Source organism: Pseudomonas thivervalensis (assembly GCF_001269655.1).
Classification (GTDB): domain Bacteria; phylum Pseudomonadota; class Gammaproteobacteria; order Pseudomonadales; family Pseudomonadaceae; genus Aquipseudomonas; species Aquipseudomonas thivervalensis.
Genome location: NZ_LHVE01000002.1, coordinates 207114 through 224391, shown reverse-complemented (window position 1 = coordinate 224391; position 17278 = coordinate 207114). Strand labels below are relative to the sequence as shown.

The following is a 17278-nucleotide window of genomic DNA, read 5'->3' as shown; positions in this document are numbered from 1 at the left end:
CTCAGTCTGATCGAATTGTTCGGCGCCCTGCTGTTGCTGATCGGTGGCGCCGAACTGCTGGTGCGCGCCGCCGTGGGCCTGGCGGCACGCTTGCAGGTCAGGCCGCTGATCATCGGCCTGACCGTCGTCGCGTTCGGCAGCAGCGCGCCGCAAATGGCCGTCAGCCTGCAGGCGACCCTGGCGCAGAACGCCGACATCGCCGTGGGCAGCGTGATCGGCAGCAGCATCTTCAATATCCTGGTCACCCTCGGGCTGTCGGCGCTGATCATTCCGTTGCGCGTCTCGCGCCAACTGGTGCGCCTGGACATCCCGTTGATGATTGGCGCCAGCCTGCTGGTGTTCGTGCTGGCATTGAATGAGGAACTGACCCGGTTGGACGGCGTCTGGCTGCTGCTGGCCCTGGCGGTGTACCTCGGGCTGTTGCTGCGTCAGTCGCGGCATTCGGCGCGGCCGCATCCGGTGGGGGGCGACGTGGCCCACCTGTCCTGGTTCAAGAGTGTGTTGATGATTGTATCGGGCCTGGCGATGCTGGTGTTCGCCGGGCACCTGCTGCTGGGTGCGGCGGTGGAAGTGGCGACGGACCTCGGGCTCTCGGAACGCATCATCGGCCTGACCATCGTCGCCGTCAGCACCTCGCTGCCGGAACTCGCCACCTCGTTGATCGCGGCGTTGCGCGGCCAACGGGACATTGCGGTGGGCAACGTGATCGGCAGCAACCTGTTCAACCTGCTGGGCGTGCTCGGGGTGACCGCCCTGGCCGCGCCCACGCCACTGTCGGTCTCGCCGAACGCCCTGGATTTCGACCTGCCGGTGATGCTCGGCGTGGCGGTGCTGTGCCTGCCGGTGTTCTATTCCGGTTATCGCGTCACCCGCGCCGAAGGCTTGCTGTTCCTGGGCTTGTACCTGGCCTACGGGCTGCACGTGGTGTCATTCACCACCGGCATGCCCCTGGCCGGCCAACTGGAACGGCTGATGCTGTTCTATGTACTGCCGGCCCTGCTCGCGTTTTTGCTGTTCACCTCCCTGCGCGCCTGGCGCCGCCAACACCACAAGAGGGATTTGCCATGACCGACACTCCAAAGACCGGCCTGGACATGCGTCGCCAGGTCATGGGCGACGCGTTCGTCGACCGCGCCCTGGGCAACGCCACCGACTTCACCCAGCCGTTGCAGGACTTCGTCAACGAACACGCCTGGGGCAGCGTCTGGAGCCGCGAAGGCCTGCCGCTGAAGACCCGCAGCCTGATCACCCTCGCCGCCCTCACCGCGCTCAAGTGTCCGCAGGAACTCAAGGGCCATGTGCGCGGCGCGCTGAACAATGGCTGCACGGTGGAAGAGATTCGCGAGGCGTTGCTGCATTGCGCGGTGTATGCCGGCGTGCCGGCGGCAATCGATGCGTTTCGGGCGGCGCAGGAAGTGATCGACGCTTACCAGAAACCTGAGTGACTGGGAGATCGCAATCGCGAGCAGGCTCGCTCCCACAGTGGATCTTCGGTGTACATAAAACTCCGGTACACCTGTGATTACCTGTGGGAGCGAGCCTGCTCGCGATCGGGCCTAAGGAACACCACGCTTCGAACCTAGATCCACCCACCCCACTGCAGCACAAAGATCCCCAGGTTGGTGGTGATCGCCGCCATCAACGTGGTAATGACGATGATCGCCGCCGCCAGTTCATGGTTGCCATCGGCCGCCCGGGCCATGACGAAGCTGGCCGCGGCGGTGGGGCTGCCGAAGTACAGGAACAGAATCCCCAGCTCCGCCCCGCGAAAGCCCCAGAGCCATGCCCCGAGGGTGGTCAGCAGCGGCAGGCCGACCATTTTCACCAGGCTCGAACTCAGGGCCATCTTGCCGCTCTTGCGCAGGGCCGCCAATGACAACGTGCCGCCGATGCAGATCAGCGCCAGGGGCAAGGTCATTTGCGACAGGTATTTGGCCGAAGTCTCGAACCAGTTCGGCACGCCGATCTGCCAATAGGCGAACGGCGCGGCGACGATCACGCTGATGATCAGCGGGTTGCTGATCACGCTTTTGCAGATGCTCCACGGATCAGACTTGATCACCGGGCTGTAGACCGCCAGCACGATGGTCGACAAGGTGTTGTAGAACAGGATCACCAGCGCCGCGAGAATCGCCCCCAGGGAAATCCCGTAGTCGCCATACATGCTCGCGGCCAGTGCCAGGCCGATCACACCGTTGTTGCCGCGAAACGCACCCTGGGTGTAGATGCCGCGATCTTCCCGCGGGCAACGCCAGATCGCCCAGCCCCAGGCCAGGACGAAACTTGCCAGGGTGGCGATGGAGAAATAGATCAGCAGGTCGGGCTGCAAGGCCGCGTGCAGGTCGGCGTGCAGGATGCCGAGGAACAACAGCGCCGGCATGGTGACGTTGAACACCAGGGACGAGGCGATGTGGATGAAGTTGTCGTTGATCCAGTCGAGGCGCTTGAGCAGCGTCCCCAGAAACAGCATGGCAAACACCGGCGCGGTGACGTTCAGGGTTTCGAGGAAAATTGCCAGCATGCCGGGGACCTTGAGAGGAGTGTCGTTAGGTGGCTAATGATAAGCCACTCACGGCGTTGGCGTCTGGTGAAGCGCTTTCGCGAGCAGGCTCGCTCCCACATTTATCCTGCGCCGAACACAGAATCCACACTCAACAAATATCCCCTGTGGGAGCGAGCTTGCTCGCGATAACGCCGGGTCAGCTTGCATCGATGCTGAATGTACCGCCGTCTTCGCGAGCAAGTCCGCTCCCACACTGGATATCCAGCGATCAAAAAATCAACATTCACCCCACATCCCTGTGGGAGCGAGCCTGCTCGCGATCAGCGCCGGATCAGGTAATCGGCGCTGGGTTGAACAAGGTGATGTCGTTGTATAGCTTGTGCCGCTCGGCCCAGGTCTGCTTCTTGCCGCTGGCCACGTCCAGGTAGTAGTGAAACAGCTCCCAACCCAACTCTTCGATGGTCGCCCGCCCGGTGGCGATGCGGCCGGCGTCGATGTCGATCAAGTCCGGCCAGCGCTGGGCCAGTTCGGTGCGGGTCGAGACCTTCACCACGGGTGCCATCGCCAGGCCGTACGGCGTGCCGCGGCCGGTGGTAAACACGTGCAGGTTCATCCCCGCCGCCAGTTGCAGCGTGCCGCAGACAAAATCGCTGGCCGGTGTGGCGCAGAAAATCAGGCCCTTTTGCTTGAAGCGCTCGCCCGGGCCAAGCACGCCGTTGATCGCGCTGCTGCCGGACTTGACGATCGAGCCCAGGGATTTCTCGACAATGTTCGACAACCCGCCCTTCTTGTTGCCTGGCGTAGTGTTGGCACTGCGATCAGCCTCGCCCTTGGCCAGGTAACGGTCGTACCAGTCCATTTCCCGCACCAGTTCCTGGGCGACTTCCTGGGTTTGCGCCCGGGAGGTCAACAGGTAGATCGCATCGCGCACTTCGGTGACTTCGGAAAACATCACCGTCGCACCGGCCCGCAGCAACAGGTCCGAGGCATAGCCCAGGGCCGGGTTGGCGGTAATGCCGGAAAACGCATCGCTGCCGCCGCACTGCATGCCCAGGATCAACTCCGAGGCGGGCACGGTTTCGCGACGGCGCTGGTCGAGTTTCTTCAGGCGGGTCTCGGCCAGCTCCATGATCTGCTCGATCATTTCGGTGAAACCGTGACTGGAATCCTGCAAGCGATACAACCATGGCTCGCTGAGGTCCACCGAACTGTCGCCTTCATGCATCACCTGCCCGGCCTGCAATTTCTCGCAGCCCAGGCTGATCACCAGTGCCTCGCCGCCCAGGTTCGGGTTGCGTGCCAGGTTGCGCACGGTGCGGATCGGGATGTAGGCGTCGGTGGCGGTGATCGCCACGCCACAGCCATAGCTGTGGGTCAGCGCCACCACGTCATCGATGTTCGGGTACTTGGGCAGCAGTTCGTCCTTGATGCGCTTGACCGCATGGTCCAGCACGCCGGTGACACACTGCACCGTGGTGGTGATGCCCAGGATATTACGCGTGCCGACGGTCCCGTCGGCGTTGCGATAACCCTCGAAGGTGTAGCCCTCCAGCGGCGCATCGGCCACCGGCACGTCGGTGGACAGCGGCAAGCTGTCCAGCGGTGGCGCAGTGGGCATGCGCAACTGGTCTTCCTTGACCCAACTGCCACAAGGGATCGGTTGCAGCGCATAGCCGATGACCTGGCCATAGCGAATCACCTCGCCGCCCTCGGGAATATCCACCAGGGTGACCTTGTGGCTCTGCGGTACGAAATCGACGGTGACCAGGCCGTCCGGGAACTCGGTCCCGGCCGGTACGCCCTGGTCGTTGACGACGATCACCACGTTGTCCCGCTCATGCAGGCGGATGTAACGGGGCGAATCGGCATGTTCAATCAGATTCATGGACGCCATTCCTCAGGATTTGGCTTCAGACAGACTGGAGAGGTCGGCATCCTTGGCCGTTGGTTCCTTGAGCACCACACGCTTGATCGGGCCCACAATGACCAGGTAGCTGAACACCGCCATCAGCGCGTTGCAACCGACGAACACCAGCGCCCATTTGAACGAGCCGGTGGAGCTGATGATGTAGCCGATAACGATTGGCGTGGTGATCGACGCCAGGTTGCCGAAGGTGTTGAACAGACCGCCACTCAGACCAGCGATCTGTTTTGGCGACGTATCGGACACCACGGCCCAGCCCAGTGCGCCGACGCCTTTGCCGAAGAAGGCCAGGGCCATGAAGCCCACCACCATCCATTCGATGTCGACGTAGTTACACGCCACGATGCTACTGGACACCAGCAGGCCGGCGATGATCGGCGCCTTGCGGGCGAAGGTCAGCGAGTGGCCCTTGCGCAGCAGGTAATCGGAAATCACCCCACCCAGCACGCCACCGATAAACCCGCAGATCGCCGGCAAGGACGCGATGAAACCGGCCTTGAGGATGGTCATGCCGCGTTCCTGCACCAGGTACACCGGGAACCAGGTCAGGAAGAAGTAGGTGATGCCGTTGATGCAGTATTGGCCCAGGTACACGCCGAGCATCATGCGGTTGGTCAGCAGTTGACGGATGTAGTCCCACTTCGGACCGTCGCTTTTCTTGTCTTTGCCCTTGTCCTGGTCCATGTCGACCATCGCGCCGTTGGAAGCGATGTGATTGAACTCGGCCTCGTTGATCATCGGGTGCTGGCGCGGACTGTAGATCACTTTCAGCCAGATCAGCGAAAACACGATGCCGATCACGCCCATCACGATGAACACGTGCTGCCAGCCGAAACGGTAGACGATCCAGCCCATCAGCGGTGCGAACAACACGGTGGCGAAATACTGCGCCGAGTTGAAGATCGCCGAGGCGGTGCCGCGTTCTGCGGTGGGGAACCAGGCGGCGACGATTCGTGCGTTGCCCGGGAACGAAGGCGCTTCGGCCAACCCCACCAGGAAGCGCAGCATGAACAGCGCAACCACGGCCGTGGACATGCCGAATTCACCGACATAGCCCTGCAGTACGGTGAACAGCGACCAGGTGAAAATGCTCAAGGCATAGATTTTTTTCGAGCCGAAACGGTCGAGCAGCCAGCCGCCGGGAATCTGCCCGGCCACGTAGGCCCAGCCGAAGGCGGAGAAGATATAACCGAGGGTGACGGCATCGATGCCGAGGTCTTTTTGCAGGCTGGAGCCTGCGATGGCGATAGTCGCGCGGTCGGCATAGTTGATCGTCGTCACCAGGAACAGCATGAGCAGGATCAAATAGCGGACGCGGGTCGGCTTGGTCTCTTGCATGTAATTTACTTCCACTATTTATTTTTATACGGGAAATCAATTTGTGCGGTTGGCGCCGGTGCCCGGCGCCAACCGGTATTGCGATTACGATCCGATGTAGGAAGTCTTCACCACGGTGTAGAACTCTTGCGCGTAGCGACCTTGCTCACGCGAACCATAGGACGAACCTTTGCGCCCACCGAACGGCACGTGGTAATCCACGCCGGCGGTCGGCAGGTTGACCATCACCATGCCCGCCTGGGAATGACGCTTGAAGTGGTTGGCATACTTCAACGAGGTGGTGGCGATACCGGCGGACAGACCGAACTCGGTGTCGTTGGCCATCGCCAGCGCCGCCTCGTAGTCGGCCACGCGCACGACGTTGGCCACCGGGCCGAAGATCTCTTCGCGGCTGATGCGCATCGAGGCTTCGCTGTCGGCGAACAGGGTCGGCGCCAGGAAGTAACCTTCGGTGTCGCAGGTAACCACGCCGCCACCGCTGACCAGCCGCGCACCTTCGCTCTGGCCGATGTCGATGTACTTCAAGTCCTGGCTGAGCTGGGCTTCGGAAACCACCGGGCCGATGTCAGTGCCAGCTTTCAACGCGTGGCCTACCTTGATCGACTGCATGCGCTCGGCCATGGCCGCGACGAACTTGTCGTGGATGCCGGCGGTGACGATCAGCCGGCTCGACGCCGTGCAACGCTGGCCGGTGGAGTAGAACGCGCTCTGCACCGCCAGTTCGACGGCCTGCTTGAGGTCGGCGTCGTCGAGAATGATCTGCGGGTTCTTGCCACCCATTTCCAACTGCACCTTGGCCTGGCGCGACACGCAGTTGACCGCGATCTGCCGGCCCACGCCCACCGAACCGGTGAAGCTGATGCCGTCGACTTTCGGGCTGTTGACCAGGATGTCACCGACCACACGGCCGCTGCCCATCACCAGGTTGAACGCACCGGCCGGGAAACCGGCGCGGGAAATGATCTCGGCCAGGGCCCAAGCGCAGCCCGGCACCAGCTCAGCGGGCTTGATCACCACGCAGTTGCCGTAGGCCAGGGCCGGGGCGATTTTCCACGCGGGAATGGCGATCGGGAAGTTCCATGGGGTGATCAGGCCGACCACACCGAGGGCTTCACGGGTCACTTCGACGTTGACGCCCGGGCGCACCGACGGCACGTAGTCGCCTGACAGGCGCAGGCATTCACCGGCGAAGAACTTGAAGATGTTGCCGGCGCGGGTCACTTCGCCGATGGCTTCGGGCAGGGTCTTGCCCTCTTCCCGGGCCAGCAGTTGGCCAAGTTCTTCGCGACGGGCGAGAATTTCGGTGCCGACTTTGTCCAGCGCATCGTGACGGGCCTGGATGCCCGAGGTCGACCAGGCCGGGAACGCGGCGCGGGCGGCTTCGATGGCGGCGTTGACTTGCGCTGCGTCAGCCTTGGCGTATTCACCGATGACATCGGACAAGTCAGACGGGTTGATGTTGGTGCAATAGTCGGCACCGGCCACCCACTGACCGTTGATGTAGTTATCGAAACGCTTTGCATCTGCCACGGAGCTACTCCTTCTACAAAAGCTGTCTAGGAACGCGGTGCGTCCCTGGCTGCGTTCCCACGCAGGCGTGGGAACGATCAAGCCTTACGCAAAAAGCCGCTGATTACTCAGCGGCCTCGTCGGGTCTGTTACTGCTTGCCTTGCTTGTCGATCAGCGCAGCCAGGGCTTCGTATTCTTCTGGCAGCAGGTCGGTCAGCGGGGTGCGCACAGGGCCGGCGTCATAACCAACGATCTTCGCGCCGGCCTTGACGATGCTCACCGCGTAACCGGCCTTGCGGTTGCGGATGTCCAGGTAAGGCAGGAAGAAGTCATCGATGATCTTGCCGACAGTTTCGTGATCGTCGCGGGCAATGGCGTGGTAGAAGTCCATCGCGGTTTTCGGGATGAAGTTGAACACCGCCGAGGAGTAGACCGGCACGCCCAGGGCCTTGTAGGCCGCGGCGTAGACTTCAGCGGTCGGCAGGCCGCCCAGGTAGCTGAAACGATCGCCGAGGCGACGACGGATCGACACCATCAGTTCGATATCGCCCAGGCCATCCTTGTAGCCGATCAGGTTCGGGCAGCGCTCGGCCAGTTGCTCCAGCTGAGCGGCGTTCAGACGGCAGACGTTGCGGTTGTACACCACCACGCCGATTTTTACCGATTTGCACACGGCTTCAACGTGGGCGGCAACGCCGTCCTGGCTGGCTTCGGTCAGGTAGTGCGGCAGCAGCAACAGGCCCTTGGCGCCCAGGCGCTCGGCTTCTTGAGCGTACTCGATGGCCTGGCGGGTGGCACCGCCGACGCCGGCGAGGATTGGCACGCTGGTGGCGCAGGTGTCGACAGCGGTCTTGATGACTTGGGAATACTCGCTGGCGGCCAGGGAGAAGAATTCACCGGTGCCGCCCGCTGCGAACAATGCAGAGGCGCCATACGGGGCCAGCCACTCGAGGCGCTTGATGTAGCTGTCGCGATTGAAATCGCCTTGGGCAGTGAAATCGGTGACCGGGAACGACAGCAGGCCAGACGAGAGGATGGACTTCAGTTCTTGTGGATTCATTATTCGAACACCCTGGACGCAAATGATGTGTGTTGTAGGAAACGGTTCAGCTTCATGCTTACGTGAAGTTGTAGGTCATCGTACAACTTAAAATGTGAACGTCAACTGCATTTCGTCTTTTGTCGGGGAGTCGGGACTGAGGGGTTTGGCGCGAAGCCTTGTAAATCGGGGCTTCGGGCGGGATTGAAAGATGGATGAAACTTGCCGGCCGGGCACCAGGGCCGCTCGTCGCCACTGTCAACTCTGCCAGTAGGCACCGTTACGGCATGGGGGCATAACCCAGGCATGGCTGTGCTGTGCACGGCCGAAGTCCTTTTCTCAATCTTTTAAGTGAGTCGCCCGTACGCGCCGATCAGGGCTGCCTCACAGGGAGTGACATTATGGAAATATATGCGAAGCCAACCGTTCAGAACTATCCAGAAGCCCCCTCCACAGGGACAGTCAACATAAGCCTGTCAGCGACGCAAGAAAGTGAACTGACCATTGTAGTTCCGGGAAATCAAAAGACCCCTTTATATGACTATGTCTATTTGGTACTGGGTCCCGATGAGGAAAAACCTGGGAAGGAAATGCCGGGGGTGGAACGTGGATCATTGGTAGATGAGACGGACCCTGAAAATCCTCAGCCAAAGACCGAGAACACATTGATGACTTTGCCCAAGGAGGTAATGAAAAAGTACTTAGGCAAAGAGGTCCGACTACGCTATGAGACATATGGTGAGTCAGAAGTACACAGGTACTCCACACCGATAACGCTGAAGATCCTGCCGTAAGCGCTTGTCTACATACCTGCACGTCAGGTCGACGCACGGCTCCAAAATCAAACAAAGCACCTTTGTGGCGAGGGAGCTTGCTCCCACTCGGTTGCGCAGCAACCGCCATCAACCTGGGGCCGCTTCGCAGCCCAGCGGGAGCAAGCTCCCTCGCCACAACAGCATCCTTGCCCCAACAGCATCTCTGCCAGCAGAGCAGTGAGCGACTCAGCCCTGCGCCTGCGCCTCTTCGTGGGCCTGGCGCAGCCGTTCGCGGCTGTTGGTCAGGTGCAAGCGCATGGCCGCACGGGCCGCGTCGGAGTCCTGGCGGGCGATGGCTTCGTAGATTTCCTCGTGCTCACGGCTCAGGCGATCCATGTAGTGTTGGTGGTCGTCGTGAGCCAGGCGTGCCGAGTTCAGCCGGGTACGCGGGATGATGCTGGTGCCCAGGTGGGTCATGATGTCGGTGAAGTAGCGGTTGCCGGTGGACAGGGCGATTTCCAGGTGGAAGGCGAAGTCCGAGGCCACCGCGTCGCTGGCGTGGGCGGCGCTTTCCTTCAAGGCGTCGAGGGCGGCGTGCATCGTCGCCAGTTGCTCGTCGCTGCGGCGCTGCGCTGCCAGCCCGGCGGATTCCACCTCCAGGCTGATGCGCAATTCCAGGATCGCCAGCACGTCCCGCAAGGTCACCACCGTGGCCGGATCGATGCGAAAACCGCTCGGGCTGGGCGTGTCCAGCACGAAGGTGCCGATGCCATGGCGGGTTTCCACCTGGCCGGCGGCCTGCAAGCGGGAAATCGCCTCGCGCACCACGGTGCGGCTGACGCCATGGGCTTCCATGATCGCCGACTCGGTGGGCAATTTATCGCCACGCTTGAGCAGACCGTCGCGAATCTGCTCGGTCAGCACCGTCACCAGCTCCTGCGCCAGGCTGCGGCGCTTGCGGGGAAGGCGTGGGACGTTGAGCGGGTTTTCCATGGTGTGTCTCTATATTTGGCAAGCGGCTAAGTGTGCATCATAGCGCAACGTGGTTGTACGATCACCGTGCTCACCGGTGGGCCTTGTCAAAGGTTACCGCCATGCATCGTTGTGGCGAGGGGATTTATCCCCGCTGGGCTGCGTAGCAGCCCCCTTGATCTATTGGCAGACTCAATATCGAGGACCGTTGATTTGAAAGGGGCGCTTCGCGCCCAGCGGGGATAAATCCCCTCGCCACAACAGCGTTCGACAATGACAATCAAGCAGTCACCGCCTGCTCCACCAGTTGGCCATTTTCGATACGCACATGTCGCGGATGGAAACGTTTCAAACTGCTTCGGTGACCGACGCTGACAATGCTCAGGCCCGGCAACTGGTCGATCAACGCCTGGTACAGCGTCGCCTCGTCCTCTTCATCCATCGCCGACGTGGCTTCGTCCATGTACAACCATTGCGGTGCATAAAGCAAGGCGCGGGCAAAGGCCAGGCGTTGTTGCTCGCCAGGCGAGAGCATGCGCTGCCAATGGTTGCTCTCATCCAGCCGCGAGATCAGGTGCGGCAGGCGGCAGGTTTCCAGCACCTGTGCATAACGTTCGTTGGGGTAGACGTCGCCGGCCTGTGGATAACTCAACACTTCCCGCAGACTGCCGATGGGTAGATAGGGCTTCTGCGGCAGGAACAAGTAACGCGCCGCCGGAAGCCGGATCGTCCCGTGGCCCGCTGGCCATAAATGGCCCATCGCGCGGAACAGGGTGGATTTGCCGCTGCCGGAACGACCGCTGAGCATGACCCGCTCGCCGGGTTCCACATTCATGTCGGCGTTGTCGAGCAGATGACGCCCGTCAGCCAGGTCCAACCCGAGGTTGTGAACTGCCAACGCGCTGCCCTGGTTCTGCACATCGATGGCCGGCACACGGTCTTCGTTATCGCTCATGGCCTGGCGGAAGCTCAGCAGACGATCACAGGTGGCGCGCCATGCGGCAAGGTCGGCATAGGCGCTGATGAACCAGCTGAAATTCTCCTGCACATTGCCGAAGGCCGAGTTGATCTGCATGAGCTCGCCGAGCTGGATCTTGCCGGCGAAGTAGCGCGGCGCGGCGACGATGAACGGGAAGATGATCGCGATCTGGCCGTAGCCGGAGGTGAAGAACGTCAAGCGCTTGGACACCCGCATGATGTCCCAGAAGTTATGCCAGACCAGCCCGAAACGCCCGCTCAGGCGGCGGTTCTCGTTCGGTTCGCCGTTGTACAGCGCAATGCTCTCAGCGTTTTCGCGCACCCGGACCATGGAGAAACGCAGGTCGGCTTCGAAACGTTGCTGGTTGTTGTTCAGCCCGATCAGGCGTCGGCCGATCAGGTGCGTCAGCCAACTGCCCACCGCTGCATACACCAGCGCAGCCCAGAACATATAGCCAGGGATGGTGTAGCCGAACACTTCGATGCTGCCGGACACGCCCCAAAGGATGATCGAGAACGATACCAGGCTGACCACGGTGCGCAGCAATCCAAGGCCCAGGCCCAGAGTGTTGGTGGTGAAACTGTTGAGGTCTTCGGAAATCCGCTGGTCCGGGTTATCGGTGTAGCCGCCCTGCTCCAGTCGGTAGTAGTTTTTGTCACCCAGCCAGCGGGCGAAGTGCTGTTCGGTGAGCCAGGCCCGCCAACGAATGGTGAGCATCTGCGTAAGGTACAAGCGGTACACCGCGCCGAGGATCGCCACCGCCGCGATGCCGCAGAAATACAGGATCAACCGCCAGAACGCCACGCTGTCCTTCTCTTGCAGGGCATTGTAGAAATCCTTGTACCAACTGTTGATCCACACCGAGATCGCCACGCTGAACAGCGACAGCGCGATCACGGCGATCAACAGCGTCCAGGCCTTGCCCTTCTCCTCACTGCGCCAGTATGGCGTGGTCATCTGCCAGACACGGCGGAAAAACTGGCCGCGCACCGCGTCATTGACCGCGGAATATTCAGCGTTCTGATTCATGGTTAAGGCTCGATAGGAGGAAAACTCGGGCCGATCATAAAGCAACGGCCCGATGTGTCGCGAGGGTGGACAGCATTTGTTCAGCGCAGGTTCAGCGACGCACCGGGCGCTTCTGCAATTTGCGCTGCAAGGTCCGCCGGTGCATGCCCAAGGCGCGGGCCGTTGCGGAGATATTGCCTTCGTGCTCGGTCAGCACTCGCTGGATGTGCTCCCATTGCAGGCGATCCACCGACATGGGGTTTTCCGGCACCAGGGTGTCGAGGTCGGCGTGCTCGGACAACAGCGCCGCCAGCACATCGTCGGCATCGGCCGGTTTGCACAGGTAGTTGCAGGCGCCACGCTTGATGGCCTCGACTGCGGTGGCGATGCTCGAATAACCGGTGAGAATCACCACGCGCATTTCCGGGTCCAGCTCCAGCAGCTTGGGCAACAGCACCAGGCCGGAGTCGCCGTCCATTTTCAGGTCGAGGGCGGCATAGTCCGGCAGGTCGGCCTGGGCGATGGTCAGGCCCTCTTCGGCGGAACCTGCGGTGCTGACGCGAAAACCGCGACGGGACATGGCCCGGGCCATGACGCGGGTAAACGTGGCGTCGTCATCCACCAGCAACAGGTGCGGCAGTTCTTCGCCGTCGACTTGGATCTCGTCACTCATATTCGTCTCCTCGGTCGGCATGGGGCAGGCGCAGCTCGGTGAGCGTGCCGCCTTCCTCATGGGGGTAGAGTTTCACCGAGCCGCCGGCGCGTGTCACGCTGGCTTTGCTCAAGAACAGGCCCAGGCCGAAACCTTTGCCCTTGGTGGTGAAAAACGGTTTGCCGATCTGCTCGGCAATCGCCAGCGGCACACCGGCGCCGTGGTCGCGGATGCAAATCGTCAATTCATAGGCGTCCCAGTCCAGCACCACTTCCAAACCTTCGGGGCAGGCGTCTGCGGCGTTGTTCAACAGATTCAGCAAGGCCTGGGTCAAATCAGGCGGCGGCGCCATGCGCGGCACCGTGCCCTTGCCCAGGCACTGGAAGCGGTAACTGGCCTCCGGGCGCATCAGGTGCCAACGGTTCAGGGCATCGTCGAGCCAGAACGTGACCGCCTGCATATCGATGTCCAGCCGACGGTTAGCCTCGGCCGCGCGCACCAGGTATTGCAGGGTCTCCTTGCAGAGCTTGACCTGGTCCTGCAGCACACTGAGGTCTTCCTGCAACGCCGGGTCTTTATGGTCCTGGCGCATTTCCTTGAGCAGCACGCTCATGGTTGCGAGCGGCGTGCCCAACTCATGGGCGGCGCCAGCGGCCTGGGTCGCCACGGCCAGCAGTTGCTCGTCCCGCAGGCCTTCTTCGCGGCGAATGGCGCGCAGCTCTTCCTGGCGGCGCAACTCTTCAGCCATGCGCGCGGCAAAAAAGGTGATGACCGCCGCGGCCAGGGCGAAACTCAGCCACATGCCGTAGATCTGCAGGTTTTCCCGGGCGATGGGGAAGGTTTCCAGCGGATAGAACCGCGCCAGCAACAAGGTGTACAGCGCCAGGGCGATGCCGGACAGGATCAGCGAAAAACGCCACGGCAGGGTCACGGCGGCGATGGTCAGCGGCACCAGGTAATAGGAGACAAAAGGATTGGTGGAGCCGCCGGAGAAATACAGTAGCGCACTGTGGATAAACAGGTCGCAGGCCAGTTGCACGGCGTATTCAAGCTCGGTCACCGGCCACGAGGTGCGCAGGCGAATCGCCGTCAGCGCGCAGAGCACGCTGGAGCAGACCAGGGTGATCGCCAGTTGCAGCCAGGGCAGCGGCAGCAGGTCGAACCAATAGGCGAGCCCCACGGAACCGGCCTGGGCCGCGAGGACCAGGATGCGGATGAATGTCAGGCGCCAGAGGTTCTGGCGAGAGGCGGAAGTCATTTGCAAAGGGGCGAGCATGAGCTCTCCTGATGAGCGCTCCAGGCGAATCGCACGGAGTATAACCAAGGCGCGGCGTGCAGCGGCAGATATGCGGCAAAGCGCCACAGCCCTGAGCTACCTATACCCCCTGTGGCGAGGGAGCTTGCTCCCGCTGGACTGCGCTGTAGGAGCTGTCGAGTGTAACGAGGCTGCGATCTTGTCCCGGTAAATTGAGTCGTGAGCAAAAGATCAAAAGATCGCAGCCTTCGGCAGCTCCTACAGCGCAGCCGAGCGGGAGCAAGCTCCCTCGCCACAAAAGCCTCTCACCCGCAATCTGTATAGAAGTTGTAACTGTGCGAACCGCACCATAAACGCTAGAGTCTTATCGTTCACGCAGGCCCGGAACCTACCCCTGCGCATCATCCTCAAGGAGCTTTCATGCACACGTTCTGTCGCCCCGCCGCCCTGCTCGCCCTCAGCCTCGGCACCGTCGCCAGCCTGCCGGCCCTGGCCGCCGACGAGCTTCACTACAACCAGGTCTCCCTGCGCGCTGAAGCCAGCCAGGAAGTGGCCCGCGACCTGATGATCGTCACCCTCTACACCGAGGAGCAGAACACCGACCCGGCCAAACTCGCCGCCGCCGTCAGCACCACGCTGAACAAAGCCATCGGCCAGGCCAAGCAGGTCAAGGACATCAATCTGCGCCAAGGCAGCCGCAACAGCTACCCGATCTACGACAACAAGGGCGGGAAAATCACCGGCTGGCGCGAACGCGCCGAACTGCGCCTGGAAAGCGCCGACTTCGCCGCCCTGTCCAAACTCACCGGCGAACTGCTGGGCGACCTGAAAATGGGTGGCATGGACTTCGCCATCGCCACCGCCACCCGCAAGACCAGCGAAGACGCCCTGCTCAAGGACGCCGTCAACGCCTTCAAGGCCCGCGCCCAACTCGCCACCGAAGCCCTGGGCGGCAAGGGTTATAAAATCGTCAACCTGAACTTCAACACCAACGGCTACCCACAACCGTACATGCGCCCGCAAATGATGATGAAAGCGGCGTCCATGGATGCTGAATCGGTGACGCCTGAAGTGGAGCCGGGCACCAGCCAAGTGACGATGACGGCGGATGGGGTGGTTGAGGTGTTGATGCAATAAAATTGGCGGGGGTTTCAGCCAGTTCGTTTACTGGCTGAAACCCGAGGGCCTCTGTGGCGAGGGAGCTTGCTCCCGCTGGGCTGCGAAGCAGACCCAAACCTGACACCTCGGTGGATCAGATGGATGGAGTCGCCGCTGTTAGGGCCGCTTCGCGCCCCAGCGGGAGCAAGCTCCCTCGCCACACGCTGTTCAAGGTGCTGGGCTGGCCGGCGCTTCAAGCTGATCCAACGCCTTGTCCACCAGCAACTGGCACAACTCCACCAACTGATGAATCCCCAGCGCCACGCTGCGCCGCGTGCCCTCCACTTCAAACGCCAGGTCCTCGGCCATGGTTCTGATCGAGGCCAGGGTTTCGGAAGTGCTGGTCAGCAGCGTATCGGTATCTGCCTTGGCGGTAACGGAGAACAGGCTATCGATGCGTGGATCGGAACTGGGCTTTGAAGGCTTCGGATTGAGGTAATGATCGAGGGCCCGTTCGGCGGCGGCTCGGTCTTTTAGCAGGTCTTCGATGGCGTCGAATTCTGCTAGGGGGTTTGTTCTGTTGAAGGGGGGATCGGGGACTGACTTATCCATTGATTTGTACCTATTGAGTGATGTGAGCCATCACCTGCCGTTTCTCACTCGGCAAAGTGGTGGCAGCTGTGTGCAGGGGTGAGAAATCCGAGAATAGGTACTCGGCCAGACCGAAGCCTGCCCGCACACAGCCGCCATAACGCATCTACTACAGGCAGCGGATAAGCTGGCGGCAATTATGCAGGTACAGAGGCTGGATGCCTATTATTCGGGTTTCTCACGCCCGGCCGCTGAATGGCAGCGACAGACAAGAGGTTAGAGACCGCACTTCCGACCGACAACCTTAAAAACATGTCGGATCTTTCGTTTCCCAAGCCAGAACGTTCCTACTCTCTTGAAGGACAACCACACCTTGACGGTCCACACATCCCCCGTGGCGAGGGAGCTTGCTCCCGCTGGGTTGCGCAGCAGCCCCAAACCAGGCACCTCAGTACGACATGACACCATCAAGCCACCCACCCCACTCGCTCCAAGCTAAGGCAAGCTCGCAACCGGAACACGCTCGCGTGGCTGCGTGACATCAAATACATGCTGCTCGCAACGGCTACCCACAAACTGAAACTCCACCAGATAAACCTTGCCCCGCTCCGGCGTAAAAGTGCTTCGGACCGGACCACAGCGGTAACCATTACCGATGCTTTCACCACTGGCGGAACCGGAAACCTCGAACGGTTGATCAACATCAGCCTGCACTTCCAACTGCGGGAAATGCTTCAAGGTTGCGCTGTGCACCGTCTCGTTGACCTTGGCAATCCAGCCGAACACCTTGCCCCGACCGGTATCCACCACGGTTCCTTGTACATCCAAGCGCTGATCAGGATCCGCCGCGCGCCTGATGGAAAACTCCACCGGATAAGTGGCCCCCGACGCTTTCATGACGACCTTGGCGTGCTGTGCATCGACGGCCACTTTGTTTTGCTGGAACTGGATACCGTCGTTGAGCACGGTGGGGGAGGAATCTCTGACGTTGGATTTGCAGCCGGGCAAGGTCAGGATCAGGGTTAAGATCATCAGGGGGAACTTATACATAAACACTCCATGCGCATGATTAGGTGACTCATCGGTGCTTGACGCGCTATTCCAGTTTTTTGAATTTTTACACCACTGAATCGTACAGCTAATGCCTTAGCAGAAAAAACACATCGATCATCCTGGGCTGAGATCACGGAAAATCGACACTGGGAGAGGGTTAAATAAGTGCCATTCAGATCAGTACCCTTTTCTGTGGTTTTCTACCCCCATTTTTTCTTAGATCACCATATTGTTTTTGTACACAACACCATCCCCCTCATTAAACGCATATACACGATCAAACTGAAAAGAAAGGACGAAGCGCGACGAAGAGCATTTGGAAACCTCTTCCATCAGATGCTTGATTTCGCTCCAGTTTTGCTCCAGCTGCTGCATAGGACAATGAAATGCACCCAATACACCCACCTGCCACTCAACGTTCCATCCTTCCGCTGCGACGGCACTCGGAGGCTCAACCTCCTCAAAATAAAAGAAACCGTTCGATGCAGAAAAATACCCCTCAAAGGACCTCTCCTCCATTTCAATATCGTTAGCGATTTCTGCCACGGCCCCCTTAATTATTTCCAATGACACGCCAACCTCTACTTCCATAAACATTGTT

Annotated in this window: 16 protein-coding genes; 4 read left to right on the top strand and 12 right to left on the bottom strand. The window is 60.9% G+C overall.

Annotation, left to right across the window (positions count from 1 at the left end; genetic code table 11):
* Positions 1 to 6: 6 nt before the first annotated feature.
* The gene (locus tag AD659_RS03620; protein ID WP_053118454.1) at positions 7 to 1068 is read left to right on the top strand and encodes a calcium/sodium antiporter; all 1062 of its coding nucleotides are present in this window, start codon (positions 7 to 9) and stop codon (positions 1066 to 1068) included.
* The gene (locus AD659_RS03615) at positions 1065 to 1445 is read left to right on the top strand and encodes a carboxymuconolactone decarboxylase family protein (RefSeq protein ID WP_053118452.1); all 381 of its coding nucleotides are present in this window, start codon (positions 1065 to 1067) and stop codon (positions 1443 to 1445) included. Before AD659_RS03620 ends, AD659_RS03615 begins: the two co-directional genes overlap by 4 nt.
* Positions 1446 to 1579: 134 nt before the next feature.
* Here AD659_RS03615 and AD659_RS03610 read toward each other — a convergent pair whose 3' ends face one another.
* The 5 genes from AD659_RS03610 to kdgD form a co-directional block, all read right to left on the bottom strand.
* Positions 1580 to 2521: an AEC family transporter gene (locus tag AD659_RS03610; RefSeq protein ID WP_053118450.1), complete on the bottom strand. Its 942-nt coding sequence runs from the start codon at positions 2519 to 2521 to the stop codon at positions 1580 to 1582.
* A gap of 313 nt (positions 2522 to 2834) precedes the next feature.
* Positions 2835 to 4388 carry a galactarate dehydratase gene (garD, locus tag AD659_RS03605; protein WP_053118448.1) on the bottom strand — a complete coding sequence of 518 codons (1554 nt, stop codon included), beginning with the start codon at positions 4386 to 4388 and terminating at the stop codon, positions 2835 to 2837.
* A 12-nt stretch (positions 4389 to 4400) separates the two neighbouring features.
* Positions 4401 to 5765: an MFS transporter gene (locus tag AD659_RS03600; protein WP_053118446.1), complete on the bottom strand. Its 1365-nt coding sequence runs from the start codon at positions 5763 to 5765 to the stop codon at positions 4401 to 4403.
* 84 nt (positions 5766 to 5849) lie between these two features.
* Positions 5850 to 7295, bottom strand: a complete 1446-nt coding sequence (locus tag AD659_RS03595; protein ID WP_053118444.1) for an aldehyde dehydrogenase family protein — start codon at positions 7293 to 7295, stop codon at positions 5850 to 5852.
* 128 nt (positions 7296 to 7423) lie between these two features.
* A complete protein-coding gene (gene kdgD / locus AD659_RS03590) occupies positions 7424 to 8335 on the bottom strand; it encodes a 5-dehydro-4-deoxyglucarate dehydratase (RefSeq protein ID WP_053118441.1) in 912 nt (303 codons plus the stop codon).
* A 380-nt stretch (positions 8336 to 8715) separates the two neighbouring features.
* Here kdgD and AD659_RS03585 point away from each other — a divergent pair, with 380 nt between their 5' ends.
* Positions 8716 to 9108: a hypothetical protein gene (locus AD659_RS03585; protein WP_053118439.1), complete on the top strand. Its 393-nt coding sequence runs from the start codon at positions 8716 to 8718 to the stop codon at positions 9106 to 9108.
* Positions 9109 to 9315: 207 nt separating this feature from the next.
* On the opposite strand, the gene AD659_RS03580 is transcribed toward AD659_RS03585, so the two are convergent.
* The 4 genes from AD659_RS03580 to AD659_RS03565 all read right to left on the bottom strand — a co-directional run bounded on the left by AD659_RS03580 (position 9316) and on the right by AD659_RS03565 (position 13956).
* Complete coding sequence (locus AD659_RS03580; protein ID WP_053118437.1) at positions 9316 to 10062, bottom strand: FadR/GntR family transcriptional regulator; 747 nt, start codon at positions 10060 to 10062, stop codon at positions 9316 to 9318.
* 259 nt (positions 10063 to 10321) lie between these two features.
* Positions 10322 to 12049, bottom strand: coding sequence for an ABC transporter ATP-binding protein/permease (locus tag AD659_RS03575; protein ID WP_053118436.1), 1728 nt, complete (start codon positions 12047 to 12049; stop codon positions 10322 to 10324).
* 91 nt (positions 12050 to 12140) lie between these two features.
* Positions 12141 to 12701, bottom strand: a complete 561-nt coding sequence (locus AD659_RS03570) for a response regulator transcription factor (protein ID WP_003177957.1) — start codon at positions 12699 to 12701, stop codon at positions 12141 to 12143.
* Positions 12694 to 13956: an ATP-binding protein gene (locus AD659_RS03565; protein ID WP_053118434.1), complete on the bottom strand. Its 1263-nt coding sequence runs from the start codon at positions 13954 to 13956 to the stop codon at positions 12694 to 12696. The genes AD659_RS03570 and AD659_RS03565 overlap by 8 nt, the downstream gene beginning before the upstream one ends.
* A 399-nt stretch (positions 13957 to 14355) precedes the next feature.
* Here AD659_RS03565 and AD659_RS03560 point away from each other — a divergent pair, with 399 nt between their 5' ends.
* Positions 14356 to 15072: an SIMPL domain-containing protein gene (locus AD659_RS03560; RefSeq protein WP_053118432.1), complete on the top strand. Its 717-nt coding sequence runs from the start codon at positions 14356 to 14358 to the stop codon at positions 15070 to 15072.
* Positions 15073 to 15261: 189 nt separating this feature from the next.
* Here the strand turns inward: AD659_RS03560 and AD659_RS03555 are convergent, their stop codons facing one another.
* From AD659_RS03555 to AD659_RS03545, 3 genes are all read right to left on the bottom strand, one after another.
* Entirely contained in the window at positions 15262 to 15645 is a 384-nt protein-coding gene (locus AD659_RS03555) for a DUF6124 family protein (protein WP_053118430.1), read from the bottom strand.
* A 474-nt stretch (positions 15646 to 16119) separates the two neighbouring features.
* The gene (locus AD659_RS03550) at positions 16120 to 16674 is read right to left on the bottom strand and encodes a hypothetical protein (protein WP_053118428.1); all 555 of its coding nucleotides are present in this window, start codon (positions 16672 to 16674) and stop codon (positions 16120 to 16122) included.
* 219 nt (positions 16675 to 16893) lie between these two features.
* Complete coding sequence (locus tag AD659_RS03545; RefSeq protein ID WP_152668450.1) at positions 16894 to 17274, bottom strand: hypothetical protein; 381 nt, start codon at positions 17272 to 17274, stop codon at positions 16894 to 16896.
* Positions 17275 to 17278 lie beyond the last annotated feature (4 nt).